We start from the raw sequence: 23,224 nt of genomic DNA on the forward strand, positions 1-23,224 counted from the left end.
CCATTGGCACGTCCGCGTGCGGCCACCCGGTCCCTGAATTCGAGGGACACCTCCCCAGAGGGAGATCGGTCGACGCGCAGACGGCGCTCAGAGACGCAGGAGAAGCATGGCTCGGTCCGGCCAGGGACAGTCCGCCCAGAACCAGAGCGCCCAGAATTCGGGTGGCTCGGGTAAGTCGACTCGCCGTTCCTCGGCGAAGAAGCCGACGCAGCAGAAGTCGCAGCAGCGCCGCTCGCGGGGGACCGATGACGCCGGCGTCATCCCTGTGCTTGCCCGCGCCGTGCGTGAGGTCGAGGGGGCCGCCGAGCGCGGCAAGGTCGGACCATCCAACCGCACCAAGTTCCAGGTGATCGCCTTGCTGATGCGCGAAGAGCGTGCGCGGGCGAAGGCAGACCGCGAGGTGACCGATGCCGAGCGCACCGAGGTGCTCAAGCGTCTCGACGGCGTCGCCACGATTCTCGCCAAGACCGCAGCGCGGGACACCTCGCTCATCCAGCTGCTCGCCGAAGAGACCGCCGTCACGGATGCCGCGCGCACGTTGCGTCGAGACATGCTGATCGCGGCGGGAACAGAGCTCTCGCCCGACGAGCTGATCATCGTGAAGGAGCCGGATCCCGTGGCGCCGGCCACCGAACGGCAGGTGGTGCCACAATCGGTGATCGCCCGTCAACTCTCCAACCCCTTCCTCGCTCCTGACTTCAGCCAGAGCGTGAAGGTCGCGCCGGTCACGCACCGACTGGCCAACTGGGAGCTGCTCGAGCCCCTCTTCCGCGCCTTCGAGTACGGCTCCGGTGGACAGGTCGCGAGCATGGACCTCCCCGACCCGACCGCCGCCGACCTGAGGGTTCCGACCGGTCTCGAGCTCTTCCATCACCAGGCCGAGTTCATCGCGAGCGCCCGCGAGGGGCACCGCAGCTATCTGCTCGCCGACGAGCCCGGGCTGGGCAAGACCGCGCAGGCGCTGCTCGCCGCGCAGGTCTCCGGTTCCTACCCGCTGCTCGTGGTCGTTCCCAACGTCGTGAAGATGAACTGGGCGCGGGAGGTCGAGCTCTGGACGCCGCAGCGCTCGGCAACGGTAATCCACGGTTCGGGTGAGAATCTCGACGCCTTCGCCGATGTGGTGATCGTGAACTACGACGTGCTCGACCGGCACATGGGCTGGCTTGGAACTCTCGGATTCAAGGGAATGGTGGTGGATGAGGCCCACTTCATCAAGAATCGCGAATCGCAGCGATCGAAGAATGTGCTTGCCCTCGCCAAGAGCGTGCGGTCGAGATCGCCGCGCGCGCTGATGATCGCCCTCACCGGCACCCCGCTCATCAACACGATCGAGGACTTCCGCGCGATCTGGCAGTTTCTCGGCTGGATCGATGGCGAGAAGCCGACGGCGCGGCTCATGCAGGAGCTCGAGGAGAACGGCCTCACCCCGGCAGACTTCGGCTTCTTCGCGGAGGCCCGCCAGACGGTGATCGACATGGGGATCGTGCGCCGCAAGAAGATCGATGTGGCCGCGGACCTTCCCTCCAAGCGCATCGCCGACCTTCCGGTGGAACTCGATGACGATCTCGGCCGGTCGATCCGCCAGGCCGAGCGCGAACTGGGACTTCGGTTGCTGTCGCGCTACCGCGCCCTGGTCAAGGCACGCATCGAGTCTGCCGACATCCCACATCCGGAGCTCGTGCGGATGGTCGCGAAAGCCGAGCTCGAGGAATCGAAGGCCGCGAAGACCGGCGAGAACGTGTTCACCATGGTGCGCAAGATCGGACAGGCGAAGGCCGTGCTCGCCGCGGACTACACCGCCCAGCTCGCACGCTCCGTCGGCAAGGTCGTGTTCTTCGCGAAGCACATCGACGTGATGGACATCGCCGAAGAGACCCTGGCCAAGCGCGGGCTCACCACGGTGTCGATCCGCGGAGACCAGAGCGCCGCTTTCCGCCAGAAGCAGGTCGATGCGTTCAACAACGATCCGGAGGTCTCCGTCGTCGTCGCCTCGCTCACCGCCGCCGGCGTCGGCCTCAACCTGCAGGCCGCATCGAACGTCGTACTCGCGGAACTGAGCTGGACGAGCGCCGAGCAGACCCAGGCGATCGACCGGGTGCATCGGATCGGCCAGGCCGAGCCGGTGACCGCCTGGCGGATCATCGCCTCTCAGACCATCGACGCCAAGATCGCCGAGCTGATCGACAGCAAGGCCGGCCTCGCCGCCCGCGCTCTCGACGGAGACGACTCCGACGTCGCGGGGGAGTCGAGCGTGCAGCTCGACGCCCTTGTGGCCCTGTTGGAAGACGCGATCACCGCGGCAGACCGCGCCTGAGAAAACTCCCGACCTCGCGCTACAGCTGAGCCGCGGCCGAGGGCTGCTTGCGAAGGCCCGCGTCCGAAGGCCCGCGTTTGGCCACGGGCGGTCCGTGCTCCGGCGTGCTCATCCCCGGGCCGCGACGCGACGCGATGAGACTGCGGCGTTAGGGCGTCGCCGAGCGTTCAATGAGGCGCGAGATCGCGAGGGTGGGGATGGCGAGCCAGCCGGGGCGGTTTCTGGCCTCGTAGACGGCCTCATAGAGCGCCTTGTCGATCTCGAAGGCGTCGAGCACGGCCCGGTGTTCGCGCAGGTCCCGACCGGACCGTTCGATGTAGCCGTCGACGAATGCCCGTCGGCAGGCGGAGGCCCAGGCTGCAGCGGATTCGCCCGGATGCGAGAGGGCGAACGATCCCGCGACGTAGTCGAATGACCGCAGCATGCCCGCGACATCCCTCAGCGGGATGTCCGGCAGCGAACGCTCGCTCATCGGGCGCATCGGTTCACCCTCGAAGTCCAGCACGACCCAGCCGCGGTCGGGTACCGCGAGCACCTGGCCGAGGTGGAAGTCGCCGTGGATGCGCTGAAGTGCCGGCCAGGGGCTGGCTGCGGCCTCGTGATAGACCTGCTCGAGGGCCGGGCGGTATTCCGAGAGACCGGGCACCTCCGCGGCGGCGAGCTCGAATCGATAACGCATGCTCGCGACCGTCGTGGCGATGTCCGAGGGTGTCGTGGCACGGGAGGGGAGTGCCGAGTGCAGGGTCTCGTGCATCTCCGCCGTCGTCACACCGAGGGCACGCGCACGCTCGGTGAAGTCTTCGCCGACCTCGGCCGCGCGCACAGCCACCCTCCAGGCGTCTTCGACCCCGGGCAGGAACTCCTGCGCGAATGCGAGGTGGCCGGTCGCGATGCCCTCCGCCATCCCACTGTCGGTCCAGAGGCCGGTGATGTGACCGATCGACCGTGGAGCGACGGCGCTTCCCGCGGCGCCGAGCGCCTCGGTGAGCGTCACATCCGGATTCTCGCCGTGATGAATGGCCCGGAAGAGTTTGCAGATGATCGGAGTGGATGCCGCGCCGTCGGGGCTCGCCACCTGGAAGATGATCGAGGTGTTCGACTGCTCACCGCCCAGCACGCGGGAGGAGACGAACTGCACCGAGGCGGAGTCGGGAGTGTGATGCCCCCGCGCGACGAGCGGACCGCCGCTGTTGGCGGCCGCCGGCCCGTCGGTCTCGTGCGCTTCACCGTCGTCGAGAATCAACCGCAGCAGCGCCTCGGCGAATGCCGGGTCGTGAGGACCGTCGTAGATGAAGCGGCGACCGTTCTCGACGTCGAAGGAGGCCACCAGCGCGTTCTCGGCGCCCTCGAGCGGTTCGCTGCGCTCCGTGAGCGGCACCTGGTAGAGGAGAGGATGCTCGGCATGATCGAGCACGAGGTAGACGCGGATCACCGCTTCGCCGGTCGGGTCGGCGAGCCCGAATCCGCCGATGACCTGAAGCTCAGGCGCGCGCGACTTGCCGGCGTACCAGCGCTGCCGCGTCATCCAGGATTCGAGATAGTCGGGAACGCCGGCCACGGGCACCTCCAGCGTTTGGTGGCGCTGAGCGCCGAGGAAAGGACTCTCCTTACCCTACGCAGAGCGGAGCGGATCGGGCACCCCTTGACACGCGGGGTACCAGGGTGCCCCCTGTTCGGGGGAACCCCGCTCTGGGGGCAGACACGCGTCTCATCAGCCAATATTGTTCTAACTAGCACCACCGGGGGACACCTGGGTGGCGGCGATTTCGCGAGAGTTGCAAGGCGGGATACGGGGGTATGCCCGATCTTCGGCTCTCGCAGATACGAAGTCGTCGCCCCCATGGACCCCGTCCGGGCACCAGGCTGACCACCCGCCGTTCACCCAACTCGCTGCCTCATAATGAGCACATGATCTCCGTATCCCTCGCTCATGATCTCCGCTCCGCCGGGGTGCGGTGGCGCCCCGTCTCCGGAGATTCCTTCGTGATCACCCGGGAGGGATTCGAGAGTGCTGTCTTCGTCGTGAGCGACATGACCATCGAATCGCACGAGTTCGAGACCGGCACGATCCTCGGCTTCAACGGCACCACCGAGTGGGCGCTCGACTCGGTCGCCATCGAGGATGCCCTCTGGCTTCCACGTGAAGACCAGTTGCGTGAGCTCCTCGGTGGCACCTTCGCCTCGCTCTCGCGCACCGCCACGGGATACACCGTCGCCCTGGTGGTCACCGGGGAACGCACCGAATGGGAAGCCGCCGAGCCGGCTGACGCTTACGCCGCCGCACTCCTTCGCCTGGTGCGCGCAACGGCCTGAGCCGGGAACGCCGGGCCGGAGTCGGCTGCCTGATCTGAGTACGGCGGGGCGAGTTGTGTGGCCTACTCGCGCACCGCGAGCAGGAAATCGTTCATCCCTGCCGTCAACTCCCGGTCGACGGCGAGGTCAAGCCTGTCGAGGCGATTCACGGGTGCGGCCAGCCGCACGCTCGAGGCCAGCCACACGGCATCGGCCGCTGTGAGGTCGGCGGCCGAGGGCTGGGCGATGCCTGTCTGCAGCCCCTGCTGCGCGGCGTAGCGGAAGATGTTCGACTGGGTCGTGCCGTCGAGGATGCCGAGTCTCGGCCCCGGGGTGAGGATGCGGTCGCCCTGCCGGTAGACCACGGTCGAGGTGGGCCCCTCGAGCACGTAGCCATCGCTCGAGACGAAGATGACGTCATCGGCGTCGCGTCGGGCGGCCTCCCGCATCACCGCGCGGTTCACGGCGTAACTGAGAGTCTTCGCCCCGGCGAGCAGCCACGGGGAGGTGGTCTCCACGTCGTGCCGGTACCCACGATCGAGCGTGACCACGGAGATACCGTCGCGCCGCGCCGCGCTATGGTCTGGTGAGGCGCTCGCGAACGCCCAACCGGTGGGGCGGTCGTCGCCCTCGACCCCGCGGCTCAGCACGATCTTCACGGATGCTTCGTCGACCGGGTCGATCGCGGCGATCGCGGTGGTGATCGCCGCCCGCCAGGCCGCGGCATCCGGAGTCGGCAGCTCGAGCAGTCGCGCCGACTCCCCGAACCGCCGGAGATGGTGCTCGAGCGCCTGCGGTGCCCCCTGGCCGACGCCGATAGTCTCGAAGATGCCATCGCCTCGGGTCGCGGCGAGATCGAGCGCACTGAGCACCGGATCGTGCGGATCGAACTGCGTCAGATCGGGTGCGCCGACCCGGTGGGGTTGGGCCGAAGCCGAAGGCCGGTTGAGCAGGAGCAGGGCGGAGGAGGGCACTGTGACATTCTGCCGTTCAGCGCTCGGGGAGGGTGATAGGCATGCTGGCGGTGTTGCCGTATTCGCGGCCGCGGCGGGGGATGAAGAAGGCGACGACCGCACCGACGAGGGCAACGCTGCTTCCGATCGTGAAGATGATGCGGAACGCCTCGCTCGTCGGGATGGCCGTACCGCCGGAGATGACGAGGTGCGCGGAGATGATGAGGCCGACCACGGTGGCGGCGATGGTCGATCCGAGGGTGCGCATCACGGAATTGAGTCCGTTGGCCGCCGCCGTCTCTGTCGGAGGAACGACCCGCATGATGAGCGTCGGCATCGCCGAATAGGCGAAGCCGACGCCGAAGCCGACGATGGTGGAAACGAGGATGACATGCCAGATCTCGCTGTGCAGCCAGATTGCGATCGCGAAGGCCACGGTGATGATCAGGCCCCCGAGGATGAGACTGGTGCGAGGGCCGCGGGCGGCGGACAGCCTCGCGGCCACGGGGGACATCGCGAACATCACCAGTCCGAGGGGCATCAGGCAGAGGCTCGAGACGATGAGCGACTGGCCGAGCCCGACCCCGGTGCTGGTCGGAGCTTCGAGCAGCACCGGCAGCGCCGCCGTGGTGATGAAGAAGGCGAAGCCGACCGAGATCGAGGCGAGGTTGGTGAGCAATACCGGCCGTCGGGCCGCCACGCGCAGGTCGACGAGCGCGTCGGTGGTGCGCAGTTCGACCACGCCCCACACCACCAGCACGACCGCGCCTCCGATCAGCAGGCCGAGCGTCGTCGCGCTGGTCCATCCCCATTCGCTGCCCTTGGAGATGGCGAGCAGGATGCCGACGAGACCGATTCCGAATCCGATCGCGCCGAGGAAGTCGAAGCGCCCGCCCGCCCGCAGCGTCGATACCGGAACGATGGACCCGACGAGCACGATCGCGACGATCGCGAGCGCGGTGGCCAGCCAGAACAGGTAGTGATAGTCGAAGTTCTGGGCGATCAGGGCGGCGACCGGGAGCCCGACGGCCCCGCCGACGCCGAGCGTCGCGCTGACCAGGGCGACGGCGCCGCCGAGGTTGCGGGGGTGGATGACGTCCCGCAGGATGCTGATCCCCAGGGCGATCACCCCCAGCCCGACGCCCTGGAACACCCTCCCGACGATCATGGGGATCAAGGTGTTGGACAGCGCGGAGATGATGGATCCGCCGGCCATGAGCATCAGGAGCACCATGACGACCCGGCGCTTGCCGTACATGTCGCCGAGGCGTCCGCTGATCGGCGTGGAGATCGCGGCGGCGAGGAGCGTGGAGGTCAGAACCCACGTCGCATCAGCTGTCGTCGTGTCGAGGAAGTCGGGCAGGCGCGGGATGATCGGCGTCACGAGAGTCTGCATGAATGCCGCGATGAGCCCCGTGAGAGCCAGGGTCGTGGTGATCGCCCGGTCGCTGGGCCGCCTGCTCAGGCGGGCACGCTCGGCGGTCGTGAGGGAACGGTCCGGGGAAGGGGGCATCGTTTCACCCTAATCCTCAATCTGTGGTGCTCCCACCTCGATGAGCGAGGGTGGACGAACCCCGGCGGGTCAGCGCGAGAGCGGGTCAGCGCGAGAGCGTGTAGATGCCCCAGTCCTCCACGTGCCAGTCGATCCACCCGTTGGTGCGCTGCAGCGAGACCGCGATGGTGAACGGATCGTTCTTCGCATTCGTCGCCGAGCAGGTGAAGGTCTGGCCGATGATCACCGGCAGGTTCTTCGCGCAGTCCACTGTGATGTCCGCGCCGATGATGGAGGCGTCGGAGGCGATGGATTGTTCGGCTTGGGTGGCGAAGACGTTGGGGAGGGCGGAGATGATGAGGCCGGGTACGACGAGGACGGATCCGATTTGGAGGATGCCGAGGGCGGCCCAGACGAGCACGGGGGCGAATCCGAGGGGGCCGACTTTGGAGAGGCTCATGGAGCGGGCGAGGAGGTAGACGGGGGCGGTGAGCAGTGCCCAGGCCCAGCTGGCGCGGTGTTCGTATCCGGCGCGTCCGAGGGCGGCGCGGTCGGTGATGGCGAGGATGACGACGGCGAGGTAGGAGATGCCCCAGATCGCGGGGGTGACCCACATGTTGAGGCTGGAGCCGAAGCCGAGGAGCAGCAGCAGGCTGAAGACGAGCAGGAGCAGGGGCACGAGGGCGATGATCCACACCGGCGCGGTGTAGATCGGCAACCGCGACGCAGAACCACGACGATCATCGCTGTAGCGAGCCTCGCGCCGGTAGGCCCCGTCGTCGAGTCTGATGCGGTCTTCCGCAGCGCTCTCGGCGGTCACCGGCGTTCCGAAGACCGAGCCCTCTGTCGTGCCGAACGCGGTGCGGGGCACGAACACCTCTCGGGCACCCGTGACGTCGTGAGCCCAATCGTCGACCGGTTCATCATCGGCCGGTTCATCATCTACCGGGTCGTGCAGCGGGGCCTTGGCGGTCGGGGCGGTCGCGGGCTCGGAGGTCGGTTCTGCGGAGGACGGCTCTGCGGCTGACGGGAGGGGGGACGCGTCCGCGAGGGAGTCCACGGTCACGGTGTTCTCCACGGTGCTGTTCTCCACCGTGCTGTTGTCCACGGTGCTCACCGCGGGGGGTTCCTCGACTGTCCTGGCGGAGACCGGGGCATCGATCTCCCGCAGGGTCACGCTGGCGGGCGCCCGGCGATCCGTGGCATCCCGCGATTCGCCTTCGTCTGTCTCGAGAGCGGACTGTTGCTCGTCGCGTTCCCGCTGTTCTCGTTGTTGCCGACGGGTGGGCAGCTCCTCGTCGGCGTAGGCCAGACGGGTGGGAACCTGCATCACCAGCGGTGGGCGGGCTTCGGTGGTGAGTTCGGTCCAGGCGTGATTGTTCCACCAGCGGAGCTGGGGCAGACCCATGGGGTCCGGGTACCAGCCGGCCGGCACAGTCACGTCGTCCTCGAACATCTGCCCTCTCGCAGTCGCCTTTATGGCCAGATTAGTGGGAATTCGGTCTTCGGGGCATCCCGCGGATTTTTCTCGATGAACGCGCGGTCGACAGAGTGCGCTCTATCCCCACGCTGAAGCTCAGGTGGTCGGCGCTCCATGCAGGTAGCCCCAGTCGCTGACGTGCCAGTCGATCCACCCGTTGGTGCGCTGCAGCACCACGGTGAGGTCGTAGTGATCCTTGCCGCTGGTCGCCGCGCAATCGAAGGTCTGACCCACGAGCACCGGAAGCGAGGGCGAGCATTTCACCGCGAGGTCGACGCCGATGATGGAGGCGTCGGAGGCGATGGATTGTTCGGCTTGGGTGGCGAAGACGTTGGGGAGGGCGGAGATGATGAGGCCGGGTACGACGAGGACGGATCCGATTTGGAGGATGCCGAGGGCGGCCCAGACGAGCACGGGGGCGAATCCGAGGGGGCCGACTTTGGAGAGGCTCATGGAGCGGGCGAGGAGGTAGACGGGGGCGGTGAGCAGTGCCCAGGCCCAGCTGGCGCGGTGTTCGTATCCGGCGCGTCCGAGGGCGGCGCGGTCGGTGATGGCGAGGATGACGACGGCGAGGTAGGAGATGCCCCAGATCGCGGGGGTGACCCACATGTTGAGGCTGGAGCCGAAGCCGAGGAGCAGCAGCAGGCTGAAGACGAGCAGGAGCAGGGGCACGAGGGCGATGATCCAGACCGGCGCGGTGTAGATCGGCAACCGCGACGCAGAACCACGACGACCGAAGGCATCGGAGTACGCCTCCCGGTCCCCGTCCGATCGCGAGTCTGGCGTCGCCCGCTCCCTCTGTGCGGCGGGATCGTCGCGCACGGGTTCCGCGGAACGAGGCTGGAACAACGCTTCGAAGGACTCGGAAACGCCGGCTGCGGAAGGCCGGGCAGTGAATGCGAGCGGGGAGCCATCGACCGAGTCGACGTTGCCCGAGTCGAAACTACCCGAGTCGTAGCTGACCGAGTCGTAGTCAATCGAGTCGTAGTCGATGGTGTCGACGTTCTCCAGCGGTGCGGTCTGACGCCCGGCAGCCGGTCGAGTGTGCGCAGAGGGAGTCGGATGAGAGGAGGAAGCGCGATCGCCCGGGTCGACAGCGTCGTCCTCGTCTTCGGTGTGATCGTCTTCCGTGTGATCGTCTTCGGTGTGAGCGTGCTCTGTGCGATCGGAGCCCGTCGGTCCGGAACCGGCGTCACCATCCGTCTCATCGTCATCATCGACATCGTCATCGAGCTCGGCGTCGGCGGATGCCGGGGGATCGATCTCCCGCAGGGTCACGTTGAGCGGGGAGTGGGCGGCCGCAGCATCCCTCGCATCGCCTTCGTCGGTGGCGAGGGTGGCGTATTCCTCATCGCGTTCGCGTTGCTCCCGCTGCTGGCGACGGGTAGGCAGCTCGTCATCCGCATAGGCGAGGCGGGTCGCCGTCTGCACCACCAGTGGCGGGCGGGCCTCTGTGGTGAGTTCGGTCCAGGCGTGATTGTTCCACCAGCGGAGCTGGGGCAGACCCATGGGGTCCGGGTACCAGCCGGCCGGCACTGTCACGTCGTCCTCGAACATCTGCCCTCCTGCAGTCGGCTCATTTACCTGGGATCAATGGATGCCCAGTGCGGGCTCTCCGGGGTAACGCTAAACATTCGGGTGTGCTAAACCTATCGCCCGGAACAGCATCTGACCGGGGGTTTCTGATCGTCTGCTGGCCCCAGTTGGGGGCGCAGTCGACGCCATCCTCCGGGTCGAGCCACCGATCCCGCCTGTCGCGAATCGCTAAGCTCTTCTCGGCGGTATTGCCACAAACGATCCGCCGGCGCGACATCTAGCACGGTGCTGGACCGCGGACCGCATCGGACAACGACGCGGTGAACAGCCACGAGGCAATGGAGCCACTGTGAATGCAGGGAATGTGTTGAGCGATCAGTTCGTCGAACAGGGCGCGGAGAAGACGAGGCGAGACGATTCCGTCGCCGATCTGCCAGCCATCCCGGGTATGGACGGGCCGCCCGGGTCACGTATCCGCACGCGGATCGAAAGCGATTCCCTCGGCAGCATGGAGATCCCGGCAGATGCCTATTGGGGCATCCACACCGCCCGGGCGCTCGAGAACTTCCCCATCACTCGTCGGCCCATCTCGGTCTACCGCGACCTGATCCGCGCCCTCGCCCGGGTGAAGCAGGCGGCGGCACGTGCCAACAAGGAACTGGGCGTGCTGGATGCCGAGAAGGCCGACCTGATCGAGCGCGTCTGCGAGGAGATCGTCGGCGGTGCGCTCCACGACGAGTTCGCCGTCGGGGTGATCCAGGGCGGTGCCGGCACCTCAACGAACATGAACACCAATGAGGTGATCGCCAACCGCGGCCTCGAGATCCTCGGCCATGAATTCGGCGACTACTCGCACTTCCACCCGATCGACGATGTGAACCGAAGCCAGTCGACGAACGACGTGTATCCGACCGCGATCAAACTCGCGATGGTCTTCGGGGTGCAGCGACTACTCGAAGAGCACCGCCTGCTCACTCAGTCCTTCGCCCGCAAGGGGGTCGAGTTCGCAGACGTGCTGAAGGTGGGACGCACCCAGATGCAGGACGCCGTGCCGATGACGCTCGGCCAGGAGTTCAGCGGCTTCGCCCACACCCTCGCGGAAGACTACGACCGTCTCGGCGAGATCATCCCGTGGCTCAATGAGATCAACATGGGTGCTACCGCCATCGGCACCGGCATCACCGCCGATCCGCGCTACGCGGAAGCGGTCTGCCGTCACCTGGTGGAGATCACCGGAATCCCGATGGAGACCGCGGCCGACCTGATCGAGGCCACCTCGGACGCCGGCATCTTCATGACGCTGAGCGGCACGCTCAAGCGCGCCGCCGTGAAGCTGTCGAAGATCTGCAACGACCTCCGGCTGCTCTCCAGTGGGCCGCAGGCCGGGCTCGGCGAGATCAACCTGCCGCCTCGGCAGGCAGGCTCGTCGATTATGCCCGGCAAGGTGAACCCGGTGATTCCGGAGGTGGTGAACCAGGTCGCCTTCAGCGTGATCGGAGCGGATGCCACAGTCACCGCTGCCGCGGAAGGCGGCCAGTTGCAGCTCAATGCCTTCGAACCGGTGATCGCCCACAGCATCCTGCAGTCCCTCGCCTGGATGACCAACGCCTGCTACACGCTGCGGGTGAACTGCGTCGATGGCATCAGCGCCAACATCTCTCGGCTTGCTGCGCAGGTGGAGTCCTCGGTGGGGGTGGTGACCGCGCTCACTCCCTACATCGGCTACGCGGCATCCGCCTCCCTCGCGCACACCGCGCTCACGACGAACGCGTCGATCGCCGACCTCGTGGTCTCGGCCGGCCTGATGTCCGCGGAGCAGGTGGCCCATGTGCTCTCGCCGGGGCGCCTCAGCGGCCTCGTGCCGATGACCGGCGTGATCAGCGTGGTGCCCCATGTGGAGACCGACACCGAGTAGCGCCCGCTGGTCGAGTAGCGCCCGCTGGGGCGCGTATCGAGACCCGCCTCCTCCCGACAGCCATCAGCGCCCCGCGGCCCCCCAGAGGTGCATTCCCGCGTAGCTGCGCCACGGCGCCCACCGCGCGCCGTGCGCGGCGAGCGTCCGCGCCGTGGCAGGCAGGCCGAGGCGCGCGGCACTCGCGAGCATCACGAGATCGCTCGACAGCAGCACATCCGGGTTGCCGAGCACGCGCATGGCGAGGTATCCGGCCGTCCACGGACCGATCCCCGGTAGCGCGGTGAGACGGGCGGTGAACTCGTCGGCCGGCATCCCGAGATCGAGCCGCAGCGAGCCCTCAGCGATGGCCCGCGCCGCGCAGAGGATGCTCGCGACCCTCGTCGCCGGGCCCCGCAGGAATTCGGCACCGTGTTCGGCGATCTCGAGGGCGGTCGGAAAAAGTTCGGGAGTCGCAGAGAGCTCCCGGGAGAGCCGTCCCAACACCGTGCGAGCGGAAGCGACGGAGATCTGCTGCCCGATCATGGTGCGGAACAGCGTCTCGTCGGTGTCGAGACTGCCGGGAAGTCGCAGCCCCGGACGTGCGCGCACCAGAGGCGCGAAAGCGGGGTCGGCGGAGAGCGCCTCGTCGATCGCGGCCGAATCGGCATCCAGGTCGAGCAGGCGTCGAACCCGGGAGACCAGGGTCGACAGATCGGCGATGTTCTCGATCCGCGCCGTGCACTGCACCGCGTCGGTGCCGTCGAGACGCAGCTCGAGGTGGGCGACGCCGCGCGGCAGTCGAACGGCGCGGGTGAAGGAGTGCGCATCCGCCGTCTCGATGCCGGAGATCGCGTGAGCGTCGAAGAAGGCCAGAAGTCCCGCACCGTCGAACGGAGCCCGGGCAGGCAGGCGCAGCGAGATCTGGGTTGCCGTCTCATCGGTGGCCCGTGCCCGAGCCGAGGCCCGGGGCGCACCGAGCCGCAGCGCGGTCGGCGTGAGCTCATAGACGGCCTGCACCGTCTCATTGAACTGGCGGATGCTCGAGAAGCCGGCCGCGAAAGCCACGTCGGCGATGGGCAGGTCGGAGCTCACGAGGAGGGTGCGGGCGGTCTGGGCGCGATGCGCCCGGGCGAGGGCGAGCGGCCCCGCACCGAGCTCGGTGACGAGCACACGACCGAGATGGCGAGGGGTGTAACCGAGCCGCCGAGCCAGTCCAGGAACGCCCTCCCGCTCGACCGCCCCATCGGCGATGAGCCGCATGGCGCGAGAGGCGACGTCATCCCGGATGTTCCACTCGGGGGAGCCGGGAACGGCGTCGGGGAGGCATCGTTTGCACGCCCGGAGACCCGCCTCGTGGGCCGCGGCGGCCGTGCGATAGAAGCTGACGTTGGATGGTTTGGGCATCGTCGCCGGGCAGCTGGGTCGGCAGTAGATTCCCGTGGAGTGCACCCCGGTGATGAACTGCCCGTCGAAGCGGACATCCCGAGACGACATGGCGCGATACCGTTCGGCGAACTGGGGATCGGAGCTGGTCACACGGGCGGGGGTCTCGATGATCACTCCACAACCCTCCCATCGGCCACCGACCTCGGCTAGCGGAAATCGGACATCGCCCGTAACGTCTACGCTGGCCAGATGAGCGGCATGGCTTCATGAACGAATCGACGATCGCCCGCAGTGACGTCACGATCCTCGGCAGCGCGAATCTCGACATCGTGTTCGGTGTCGATCGCATTCCCTCCCCGGGGGAGACCCTGCTGGCCGCATCGTCCGAGCGTTACCCGGGGGGCAAGGGACTCAATCAGGCGGTGGCCGCCGCACGGTCCGGGGCATCCACGAGCTTCATCGGAGCACTCGGCAGCGATGACGCGGGCGAGCTGCTCGCGGCCACGATGGCGGAGGCGGCGATCGACAGTGCCCGGGTGCGGCGGCAGAGCGCGCCGACCGGTCAGGCCTTCATCGTTGTGGATCAGTCCGGCGAGAACACGATCATCGTGGCCTCCGGCGCCAATGCGAGTGTCACCACGCTCGAGCCCCAGGACATCGAGTTGCTGTCGAGAACCGACGTGTTGCTCATGCAGCTGGAGCTCCCCTTCTCCGTCGTCACCGAGGCGGCGGCGACTGCCCGCGACCTCGGCTGCGTGGTGATGCTCAACGCCGCGCCCGCCCACGGCCTCTCCGAGGCGGTGTTCGGTTGCCTCGATGTGCTCATCGTCAACGAGTACGAGGCCCGTATCGTCGGGGGCTCGGATGATCTTGCTGAGGCGTCCCGTCGGCTTGCCGCCCGCGTGCCCCGGCTCATCGTCACCCTCGGTTCGGCAGGGTCGGCGCTCTACCAGCACGGTGCCGAGGTCGCTCGGATCGCCGCCCCCCGGGTCACCTCGGTGGACGCGACCGGCGCGGGCGATACCTTCTGCGGTGCATTCGCCGCTGCGATCGCGGAGGGGCAGCCCTTCGAGGCGGCAGCACGCTTCGCCACCGCGGCCGCCGCACTCTCGGTGCAGACTATTGGCGCAGTACCTTCCGTGCCGATGAGGGCGCAGGTCGACGATGCGTTGAATGCGAGTGCAACATGACCTTCCTCGACGAACTCCGCGCGGAGCTCGGTGACGCGGTGTCGACGGATGCCGCGGTGCTGGGTTCGCTCACCGCCGACAAGTCGGGCCACGACTCCCGAAGCACGCCGCTCGCCCTGGTCACGGCGCGCTCGATCGACGACGTGCAGTCAACGCTGCGTCTCGCCTCCCGATTCGGCGTCGCGGTCGTGCCGCGGGGAGCGGGCACCGGTCTGGCCGGCGGGGCGATCGCGAGCGCTGGCGAAGTCGTGCTCTCGACGCTCTCGATGAACCGCATCCTCGAGGTGTCGGTCGCCGACGAACTGGCCGTGGTGCAGCCCGGCATCCTCAACGGCGACCTGAACGCCGCGCTCGCGAGCCACGGGCTCTGGTTCACCCCCGATCCGGCGAGCCGCGCCATCTCCACGGTCGGCGGAAACATCGCAACAAACGCCGGCGGCCTGCTCTGCGCCAAGTACGGCGTGACGCGCGAATCCGTGCTCGCCCTCAAGGTGGTGCTCGCGGATGGGCGGCTTTTGAGCCTCGGACACCGCAGCGTCAAGGGGGTCACGGGCCTCGATCTCACCGCGCTGATGATCGGTTCGGAGGGAACCCTCGGCGTGATCGTCGAGGCGACCGTCCGGCTGCGGCCGCTGCCGACAGCACCGGTCGCGACGATCGGGGCGTGGTTCGGGGATGTCGTTACTGCCGCAGCAGCGTGCGCCGCGATCACCGCCTCCGGCATCCGCCCCGCCGCTCTCGAGTTGATGGATGCCGCCGCCCTCCGTGCCATCGACGCGCATCTCGGCGTGCACCTGTCAGAGCGGGGCAATACCTTCCTCATCCTGCAGACGGATGGCGCGGGCAGTGCCGCCGAGGCCGCGGACGCACTCGAGATCATCCGTCGCGGGGGAGGGGACGCCGAGCTCACGAGCGACCCGGCCGAGGGGGAGGAGCTCTTCGCGATCCGACGCGCCTTCCATCCCGCCCTCGAAGCCCAGGGCACCGTGCTGATCGAGGATGTCGCGGTGCCGCGTAGCGCGCTGCCCCAGATCTTCGCCGAGATCGCGGTCATCGGCGAACGGTTCGGAATCAGCATCCCGACCGTCGCCCATGCCGGCGATGGCAACCTGCATCCCAATTTCGTCTACGAACCCGCCGCCGACGGATCGGTGCCGGAGGTCATCTGGGCGGCCGCGGGAGAGCTCTTCGCCGCGGCGATCCGTCTTGGGGGCACCCTCACCGGCGAGCATGGGGTCGGGCTGCTCAAACGCGCCTGGTTGCGCGACGAGCTCGGAGACGACCAGTTCGAGCTGCAGCAGCAGGTGAAGGCCGTCTTCGATCCCCAGGGCCTGATGAACCCGGGCAAGGTCTACTGAACTCGGCTACTCGGCTGCTCGGGGCCGAGGTCTTCCGAGTCGGCGTGGGCCGACCCTCCCGGCGGTGTCGCCCGCTGTCTTCTAGGCTGTGCGCATGGATTTCCTTCCTCTCACCCGCGCCGACGACCTCGGTTGGCACGCCCTCCGCGACGAGATCGCACCGTGGATCGGGGAGCGTGCTGCCACGCTCTTCTCCTATGCCGTCTCGCACGAGTACGGCTCGGCCGTGACGACGCGCTATTTCCGCGACATCCTCACGGCCGCCGGGGATGACCCGGATCATCCTCAGGTCACGGAGACCGAGCAGCTGATCATCGACTGGGGGCGGCTCATCGTGCAGAGCCCGCGCGACATCCCTGATGCGTTCTATGCCCGGCTGGAAGCGGCATTCACCCCGCAGCGCCGCCTCGCCCTCCTCTCGTTCGCCGCCCGCGTCGTGGCGATCAACCTCGTCAACACCGTCGGGCGTGTTGCCGCCGATGACTGATCCCGTCTTCGAAGCGGCGCCGTCGATCGCGAGGAACGCCGACCCGGTCGTCGCGCAGGAAGGTGACCGCGCCGTCACCACGCCGGTGCGCCGGAAGGGGAGCATCATCGCGCTCGCGGCTCTGGGTTTCGCGGTGCTCACGCTCGTCATGCTGCTCGTGGCGTGGTACCTGCTTGCCGTGCTCGGCCCGACGGCCCTGCTCGTGGCCCTGGTGCTCGCGGCGATCCCGCTCGTCGGCGTGCTGTTCTTCATCCACTGGATCGACCGTTGGGAGCCGGAACCGCGGGGGGCGCTGCTGTTCGCGCTGCTGTGGGGCGCCGGCGCGTCAGTGCTGATCGCCCTCGTCTTCTCCGGCGTCACCCAGCACTACGAGTCACTCGCCGGCCTCACCGGATCCGGAGTCGCCACCTTCTTCGAGACGGTCGTGCAGGCTCCCGTCATCGAGGAATTCGCCAAGGGGCTCGGCATCCTGTTGATCCTGTGGGTGATGCGCCGCACCTTCGACGGGCCGGTGGACGGGGTCGTCTATGCGGCGACCATCGCCATCGGTTTCGCTTTCACCGAGAACCTGCAGTATTTCGGTCTGGCGATCAACCAGGACGGCGGACTGGGCACCGACGTCGCCCAGACCTTCCTGCTTCGCGCCATCCTCTCGCCGTTCGCTCACGTGATGTTCACCGCGTGCACGGGGGTGCTGCTCGGTCTGGCCGCCCGGCGCACCGGTCGTCTCGGGGCGATCGGTTACTTCCTGCTCGGACTCGTGCCTGCGGTGCTGCTCCATGCGTTTTGGAACAGCGCGAGCTATTGGGCCACCGACTGGTTCCGCTACTACTTCGTCGTGCAGGTGCCACTGTTCGTTCTGGCGATCGCCGGCATCACTCGACTGCGTCGTCACGAACAGCGGCTCACTCATGTGCGTCTCTCCGAGTACGCGGCAGTCGGTTGGTTCACCGAATCCGAAGTCAACCTGCTGACAACTGGGGCCGGGCGGCAGCGCGCGATCACCTGGGCGACTCGCCAGGGGCTCGGTCGCCCGTACCGCCGTTTCGTGCGGGACGCCACCCGGCTGGCCTTCGCGAGGGAGCGGCTGGTCAATGGTCGCGAGGGCATCGGAGCGAGCCTCGACGAGGCGGCGCTCCTCGAAGCGATCGGGCAAGACCGGCGCGCACTGGCCGCCCTTCCGCCGCTGCAGTAGCACCGCAACGGTAAGTTGCCCGCGCGCGAACGCGTAAACTTGACTGCCGCATTTCAGCGCGGCGTTCGAGGGGAATTGCCAGTGGTCGACCGTGAACTCCAGCATGAGCAGCAGTATGTAGCCAGCCTGTATGCGCGTCTCGACGCGCTCCAGCGGGAGGCGGAGCAGCAGCTCGACGCGGTGCGTCTTTTGGACGTCGGCGGCAATCACCAGGGGCGGTCCGAGCGAGACACTTTCGCGCGCATCTACGAAGACCGCATCCTGCAACTCCGTGAGGTAGACGAGCGTCTGGCCTTCGGTCGCCTCGAGTTCGAACCCGAGGCCGCCGGGGGAGCGGACGACGGCACCGATGGCTCGGTGTTCCGCTACATCGGCCGCATCGGTCTGCGCGACGAAGACCTCCAACCCCTCTTGCTCGACTGGCGGGTGCCGCAGGCGAGTGCGTTCTACCAGGCCACCGCCGCGACGCCGCTCGGTGCTAGAGCCCGCCGGCACCTCCTCTCCAAGGGGCGCAACATCATCCGGATCGAAGATGAGATCTTCGACTCCGAGCTGCTCGAGAGCGCGAACACCGAGCTGCAGGGCGAGGGGGCCCTCCTCGCCGCGCTCACCGCCCAGCGCACCGGGCGCATGTCTGACATCGTCGCCACGATCCAGGGCGAACAGGACCGCATCATCCGCTCCGAACTCAAGGGAGTGCTCGTGGTGCAGGGCGGTCCGGGCACCGGTAAGACGGCGGTCGCCCTTCACCGCGCCGCCTACCTGCTCTATTCGCATCGCGATCGGCTGCGCAATTCCGGAGTGCTCATCGTGGGCCCCTCCCGATCGTTTCTGCAGTACATCGAGGCGGTGCTTCCCTCGCTCGGCGAGACCGGCGTGGTGCTCGCGAGTGTCGGGCAGCTCTACCCCGATGTGGAGGCGACACGGGAGGACGCCCCCGCCACCGCCGCAATCAAGGGCCGGGCGGCAATGGCCGGGTTGATCGCGCGCGCGGTGCGCTCACGCCAGCGCGTGCCATCCGCCCCGCAGGATCTCGATGTGAACGGCGATCGGGTGACCCTGGATCCCCGTCTCATCGCCAGCGCGATCGGACGAGCCCGCGAGAGCAACAAGTCCCACAACGAGGCCCGGGTCGTCTTCGTGAAGAACGCGCTCGGTGCTCTCTCCCGCCAGTGGCTCACCCAGCTGCAGGACGCCGGCAACTCCATGGATGACACCGACCTGCCGATGCTGCGAGAAGACCTGAGATCGGCCGAAGACGTGCGTGTCGCACTGAACACCGCCTGGTTGCCCTTGACCCCGCAGAAATTCCTGCAGGACCTCTACGCCCGGCCGCAGTGGCTCGCCGAACTGACCCCGGGATGGAGCGACTCCGAGCGGGCGCTGCTCCACCGCGATCGGGATGCCGAGTTCACGATCGCGGATATTCCGCTGCTCGACGAGGCGGCGGAACACCTGGGCGAGTACAGCGTGGCCGACGCCGCCCAGAAGCGCGAGGCCAAACAGCAACGCAAGCGCGACATCGAGAACGCGGAACACGCGATCGAGAACATGCAGGTGGGAGGACTCGTCAACGCCAAGTCCCTCGCCGACAACTTCGCCGAGCTCGGGGATCGGGCGACCACGGCCGAGCGCGCCGCCGCGGACCGCAGCTGGACCTACGGTCATGTGGTGGTGGATGAAGCCCAGGAGTTGTCGCCGATGCAGTGGCGGTTGCTGCTGAGAAGGGGTCCCCAGCGCTCGTTCACCATCGTGGGCGACATCGCCCAGGCCGCATCGGCCGCCGCGGCATCCAACTGGAAGGATGCGCTCGAACCCCTGCTCGCGGACTCTCCGGAGTCCGACCGGTGGCGGCTCGAAGAACTGACGGTCAACTACCGAACGCCGAGCCAGATCGCCGCTGCCGCGGAATCGATGGCGATCGCCAACGGTCTGCACGTGACCGAGTCGCGCGCAGTGCGCTCGAGTGAATGGCCGATCACCGTCGTCGCCGACGCCGTGGAGGCGGTGCGCATCGATCGCGCCGCGGACGGGACCGGCGGCACCCTCGCCGTGATCGTGCTCGAGTCGGGCATCCGCGAGCTGACGGATCGCCTCACGGCCGAGTTCGGCGATGCGGTGGGGCTCGGTTCGATCGGATTGGTCCGCGATATCGCCGTGATCACCCCGCAGGAGGCGAAGGGGCTCGAATTCGACTCCGTGGTCGTCGTGGATCCCGCCGCGATCCTCGCGGCGTCAGAGCGCGGGGCAGGAGCGCTCTACGTGGCGATGACCCGAGCGACCCAGCGACTCACGCTGGTCGCCGAGGGGGAGCTGCCGGCCGGCATCGACCTGCCGTTCGAATAGCGCCGGACTCCGTCGGGGTCGAGGTGCGAGCGCATCGAGACCCTGCCCCCGAAGCGAGCACTCAGGCAGACGGCGCCAGCGCGTCGTACCGCAGGAAGCTCCGCTGGATCCGCGTGAGAAACACGATGAGCACGATGATCACGGCCCCGCCGAGGAGCGGTGGGAGCCAGACCGCTCCGATGGCGGCGATGATGCCGACGTAGATATCGCCGACGCGTGGCCCTCCCGTGACGACGACCGTGAAGACCCCCTGCAGTCGCCCCCGCATGTTGTCCGGCACGGCGACCTGCAGCATCGTCTGGCGGAAGATGCTGCTCACATTGTCGGCGGCGCCGGCCCCGGCGAGCATCACGCTCGCGATGGCGATGGCCGCCAGATTCGCCCGCGTCGGCGAGACCGGCCCGAAGCTGCCGAGGGACATGGCGAGCAGCACCGCTCCGAATCCCACGATGAAAGCGCCGTAGACGACGATCGAGGTGCGGATGGCGCGACCGTGCCAGCGCGCCCCGCCGATGCGCCCGGAGAGGAGGCTGCAGAGCAGGGCGCCGACCGCGCCAGCGGCCGTGAGCACACCCACCGTCACCGCTCCGCCGCCCAGCACGAGCGCGCCGACCGCCGGGAACAGCACGCGGGGTTGCCCGAAGGTCATCGCGATGATGTCGACGATGAACGTCATCCGGATGTTCGGGGCCGACCGCAGAAAGTCGATGCCGTATTTCAGGGATTCCAGTCCCGGGCGTTGCACCGCACCCTCCGGAGCGAGTTTCGGCAACGAGACGATACCGGCGAAAGCGCTGAGAAACAGCACGACATCGGTGGTGTAGGTCCATCCGAACCCGACAGTCGCCACGAGCACTCCCGCGAGAGCCGGACCGAGCGTCACCATCACTCCGATGCTCATCCCGGTGAGAGCGGATGCCGCGGGCATCAGCCGTGCGGGAAGGAGGCGGGGCAACACGGCAGAGCGCACGGTGTTCATCACGGTCGCGGCGACGGCGTTGAGGGTGGTGAGCAGGTAGAACGGCCAGACGATCTCCACGCCAGTCCAGGCGATAAGGGCCAGGGCGATGGTCGACCCCCACGCGACGATCGCGGCGAGCAGCAGGATGAGCCGACGATCGAAGGCGTCGGCGAGCATGCCGCCATAGAGTCCCGCGAAGATCATGGGAACAAGGGCGAACGCACCGACCAGCGAGACGGCGAAGGTGGACTGGGTCAGCTGGTAGATGTGCAGGCCGACGGCGACGATGGTCATCTGGCTGCCGATACCCGAGATCGCGTTGCCAGCCCAGAGCTTTCGGAAGGCTGCGCTCTCCCGCAGCGGGGATAGGTCGATGAGGTGCGAGCGTCTCGTGACGTGCTCGGTGGGGGCCTCGGGTTCAGTACTCACTCACACCATTCTCACCCGGCGGCGGTGGGATGCTTGACGGGTGACGCTTCCGACCGATTCCGTGCTCACCGACGAGCTCCTCGCCCGCATCCACGAGCGGGCACCCGGGTACGACCGGGACAATTCCTTCTTCACCGAGGACCTCACCGAACTCGCCGAGGCTGGCTATCTTCGGTCGCTGGTTCCCCGCGATCTCGGTGGTCGAGGCCTGAGCCTGCAGCAGGTGGCCCACGAGCAGGTCAGGCTGGCGAAGGCCGCTCCGGCCACGGCGCTCGCCGTGAACATGCACCTGGTCTGGACGGGTGTCGCGAAGACTCTTCACGATCGCGGGGATGACAGCCTGGACTTCGTGCTGCGGGATGCCGCGGCGGGCGAGATCTACGCCTTTGCGATCAGCGAAGCGGGCAACGATCTCGTCTTGTTCGACAGCACGACGGATGCCCGCCCGCTGCCCGACGGCGGCTACGCGTTCACCGGCACCAAGATCTTCACCAGCCTCTCACCGGCGTGGACCCGCCTCGGTCTCTTCGGACTCGACACGGTCTCGACGGATGCCCCGAAACTGGTGCACGCGGTGGTCACCCGGGAGGCCCCGGGCATCACCATCGCCCAGGACTGGAACACCCTGGGAATGCGCGCGAGCCAGAGCAACACCACCCACCTCGATTCGGTGGCCGCGACCTCCGACCGCGTCTTCCGACGTCTCGATCCGGGTCCGAGTCGGGACGCCCTGATCTTCGCGATCTTCGCCAACTTCGAGATCCTCATCTCCGCCGTCTACGTGGGAATCGGCGAGCGCGCTCTCGAGCTCGCGGTCGAATCCGCGCGAACCAGAGGGTCACGACGCACCGGGCTCGGTCGGCACCAGGATCCGAACGTGAGATGGAAGATCGCGGATGCCGCTCTCGCGCAAGACGCGCTGCTCCCGCAGCTCGACGCGCTGGCCTCCGACCTCGACGATGGCGTGGATCGCGGCGCGCGGTGGTTCCAAGACCTCGTCGGGCTCAAGTCCCGTACGACCCGGTCGGCCCGCTATGTGGTCGACCAAGCCGTCGCCGTCGCGGGCGGCGCCGCGTTCTCGGCGACCAGCGAACTCTCCCGGCTGTACCGGGACGTGCTCGCGGGAGGGTTCCACCCGAGCAACGAAGACTCGGTTCACTCCACGGTGGCGACCGCACTGCTCGGCCCGATCGACGACTGAGCGCAGCGACAATTACCGCCTGCACCGCGAACTGGCGTCGCCTACCCTGAGTTCATGACGTCTTCGCTCGCCCTGGACCCCTCCGTGATCGTCTGGTCTGTTCCCGAGTCGTCGCGTGCCGCCGAGCTCGCGACACGTCCGCTGCTGGTGCTGATGCACGGCCGCGGTTCGCACGAACAGGATCTCGTCGCTCTGGCGCCGCTGCTGCCGCCGCAATTCGTGATCGCGGCCCTCCGCGCGCCGCTCGAGCTCGCGCCGGGCTCCTATTCGTGGTTTTCCGTGGGGGAGCCCGGGCTGCCGAGCATCGCCGCCGCGGACTCGGCGGTCGCCGCGCTTCTGGCCTGGCTCGATTCGGTGCCGGTTGCGACATCCGTCTCGCTGCTGGGCTTCTCCCAGGGCGGGGCCATGGCAATCCACGCTCTGAGACACGACCCCCGACGATTCGCGGCAATCGTGAATCTCGCCGGATTCGCCATCGCGGGTGACGCGCCCGCCGATGGGGCACTCGAGACGCAACGGCCGCCGGTGTTCTGGGGAAGCGACCCGGCGGATCCCGTGATCCCTGCCGGTGCGATCGCCCGGACCGCGCAGTGGCTGCCATCCCATTCGACTCTGACCCGGCGGCACTATGACGGGATCGGACATTCGATCTCCCGCGAAGAACTGACCGATGTGAACGAGTTCCTGAGGGCTTCCACCGCCTGAGTTGC

At 67.9% G+C, this 23,224-nt stretch carries 17 protein-coding genes; 10 read left to right on the top strand and 7 right to left on the bottom strand.

Annotated features, from left to right (window positions below; translation table 11 throughout):
* Positions 1–106: 106 nt before the first annotated feature.
* A complete protein-coding gene (locus F1C58_RS05915; protein ID WP_185203400.1) occupies positions 107–2,314 on the top strand; it encodes a DEAD/DEAH box helicase in 2,208 nt (735 codons plus the stop codon).
* 148 nt (positions 2,315–2,462) lie between these two features.
* Here the strand turns inward: F1C58_RS05915 and F1C58_RS05920 are convergent, their stop codons facing one another.
* A complete protein-coding gene (locus tag F1C58_RS05920) occupies positions 2,463–3,872 on the bottom strand; it encodes a phosphotransferase (RefSeq protein ID WP_185203402.1) in 1,410 nt (469 codons plus the stop codon).
* Between the two features lie 350 nt (positions 3,873–4,222).
* On the opposite strand from F1C58_RS05920, the gene F1C58_RS05925 reads away from it, so the two are divergent.
* A complete protein-coding gene (locus F1C58_RS05925) occupies positions 4,223–4,627 on the top strand; it encodes a hypothetical protein (RefSeq protein WP_185203403.1) in 405 nt (134 codons plus the stop codon).
* 62 nt (positions 4,628–4,689) lie between these two features.
* On the opposite strand, the gene F1C58_RS05930 is transcribed toward F1C58_RS05925, so the two are convergent.
* The 4 genes from F1C58_RS05930 to F1C58_RS05945 all read right to left on the bottom strand — a co-directional run bounded on the left by F1C58_RS05930 (position 4,690) and on the right by F1C58_RS05945 (position 10,088).
* Complete coding sequence (locus tag F1C58_RS05930) at positions 4,690–5,580, bottom strand: aminodeoxychorismate lyase (protein WP_185203405.1); 891 nt, start codon at positions 5,578–5,580, stop codon at positions 4,690–4,692.
* Positions 5,581–5,596: 16 nt separating this feature from the next.
* Positions 5,597–7,072 (bottom strand): MFS transporter, encoded by a 1,476-nt coding sequence (locus tag F1C58_RS05935; RefSeq protein ID WP_185203406.1) that lies wholly within the window; start codon positions 7,070–7,072, stop codon positions 5,597–5,599.
* Between the two features lie 85 nt (positions 7,073–7,157).
* The gene (locus F1C58_RS05940; protein WP_185203407.1) at positions 7,158–8,507 is read right to left on the bottom strand and encodes a DUF2510 domain-containing protein; all 1,350 of its coding nucleotides are present in this window, start codon (positions 8,505–8,507) and stop codon (positions 7,158–7,160) included.
* Between the two features lie 120 nt (positions 8,508–8,627).
* Positions 8,628–10,088, bottom strand: coding sequence for a DUF2510 domain-containing protein (locus F1C58_RS05945; RefSeq protein ID WP_185203408.1), 1,461 nt, complete (start codon positions 10,086–10,088; stop codon positions 8,628–8,630).
* Positions 10,089–10,515: 427 nt separating this feature from the next.
* On the opposite strand from F1C58_RS05945, the gene F1C58_RS05950 reads away from it, so the two are divergent.
* The gene (locus F1C58_RS05950; RefSeq protein ID WP_185204012.1) at positions 10,516–11,982 is read left to right on the top strand and encodes an aspartate ammonia-lyase; all 1,467 of its coding nucleotides are present in this window, start codon (positions 10,516–10,518) and stop codon (positions 11,980–11,982) included.
* 63 nt (positions 11,983–12,045) lie between these two features.
* On the opposite strand, the gene F1C58_RS05955 is transcribed toward F1C58_RS05950, so the two are convergent.
* On the bottom strand, positions 12,046–13,521 hold the full coding sequence (locus F1C58_RS05955) for a DNA-3-methyladenine glycosylase 2 family protein (RefSeq protein ID WP_255461289.1): 1,476 nt from the start codon (positions 13,519–13,521) through the stop codon (positions 12,046–12,048).
* A gap of 92 nt (positions 13,522–13,613) precedes the next feature.
* Between F1C58_RS05955 and F1C58_RS05960 the strand changes: the two genes are divergently transcribed.
* The 5 genes from F1C58_RS05960 to F1C58_RS05980 all read left to right on the top strand — a co-directional run bounded on the left by F1C58_RS05960 (position 13,614) and on the right by F1C58_RS05980 (position 19,923).
* Complete coding sequence (locus tag F1C58_RS05960) at positions 13,614–14,537, top strand: ribokinase (RefSeq protein WP_185203409.1); 924 nt, start codon at positions 13,614–13,616, stop codon at positions 14,535–14,537.
* On the top strand, positions 14,534–15,895 hold the full coding sequence (locus F1C58_RS05965; RefSeq protein WP_185203410.1) for an FAD-binding oxidoreductase: 1,362 nt from the start codon (positions 14,534–14,536) through the stop codon (positions 15,893–15,895). The genes F1C58_RS05960 and F1C58_RS05965 overlap by 4 nt, the downstream gene beginning before the upstream one ends.
* A gap of 94 nt (positions 15,896–15,989) precedes the next feature.
* Positions 15,990–16,382, top strand: coding sequence for a hypothetical protein (locus F1C58_RS05970; RefSeq protein ID WP_185203411.1), 393 nt, complete (start codon positions 15,990–15,992; stop codon positions 16,380–16,382).
* Positions 16,375–17,577 carry a PrsW family intramembrane metalloprotease gene (locus F1C58_RS05975; RefSeq protein ID WP_185203412.1) on the top strand — a complete coding sequence of 401 codons (1,203 nt, stop codon included), beginning with the start codon at positions 16,375–16,377 and terminating at the stop codon, positions 17,575–17,577. The genes F1C58_RS05970 and F1C58_RS05975 overlap by 8 nt, the downstream gene beginning before the upstream one ends.
* A gap of 81 nt (positions 17,578–17,658) precedes the next feature.
* Positions 17,659–19,923 (top strand): UvrD-helicase domain-containing protein, encoded by a 2,265-nt coding sequence (locus F1C58_RS05980; protein WP_185203413.1) that lies wholly within the window; start codon positions 17,659–17,661, stop codon positions 19,921–19,923.
* A gap of 61 nt (positions 19,924–19,984) precedes the next feature.
* On the opposite strand, the gene F1C58_RS05985 is transcribed toward F1C58_RS05980, so the two are convergent.
* Entirely contained in the window at positions 19,985–21,313 is a 1,329-nt protein-coding gene (locus F1C58_RS05985; protein ID WP_185203416.1) for an MFS transporter, read from the bottom strand.
* 40 nt (positions 21,314–21,353) lie between these two features.
* Here F1C58_RS05985 and F1C58_RS05990 point away from each other — a divergent pair, with 40 nt between their 5' ends.
* Complete coding sequence (locus F1C58_RS05990) at positions 21,354–22,514, top strand: acyl-CoA dehydrogenase family protein (RefSeq protein WP_185203418.1); 1,161 nt, start codon at positions 21,354–21,356, stop codon at positions 22,512–22,514.
* A 54-nt stretch (positions 22,515–22,568) separates the two neighbouring features.
* Complete coding sequence (locus F1C58_RS05995) at positions 22,569–23,219, top strand: alpha/beta hydrolase (protein WP_185203420.1); 651 nt, start codon at positions 22,569–22,571, stop codon at positions 23,217–23,219.
* Positions 23,220–23,224 lie beyond the last annotated feature (5 nt).

This window comes from Glaciihabitans sp. INWT7 (assembly GCF_014217685.1).
Lineage (GTDB): Bacteria > Actinomycetota > Actinomycetes > Actinomycetales > Microbacteriaceae > Lacisediminihabitans.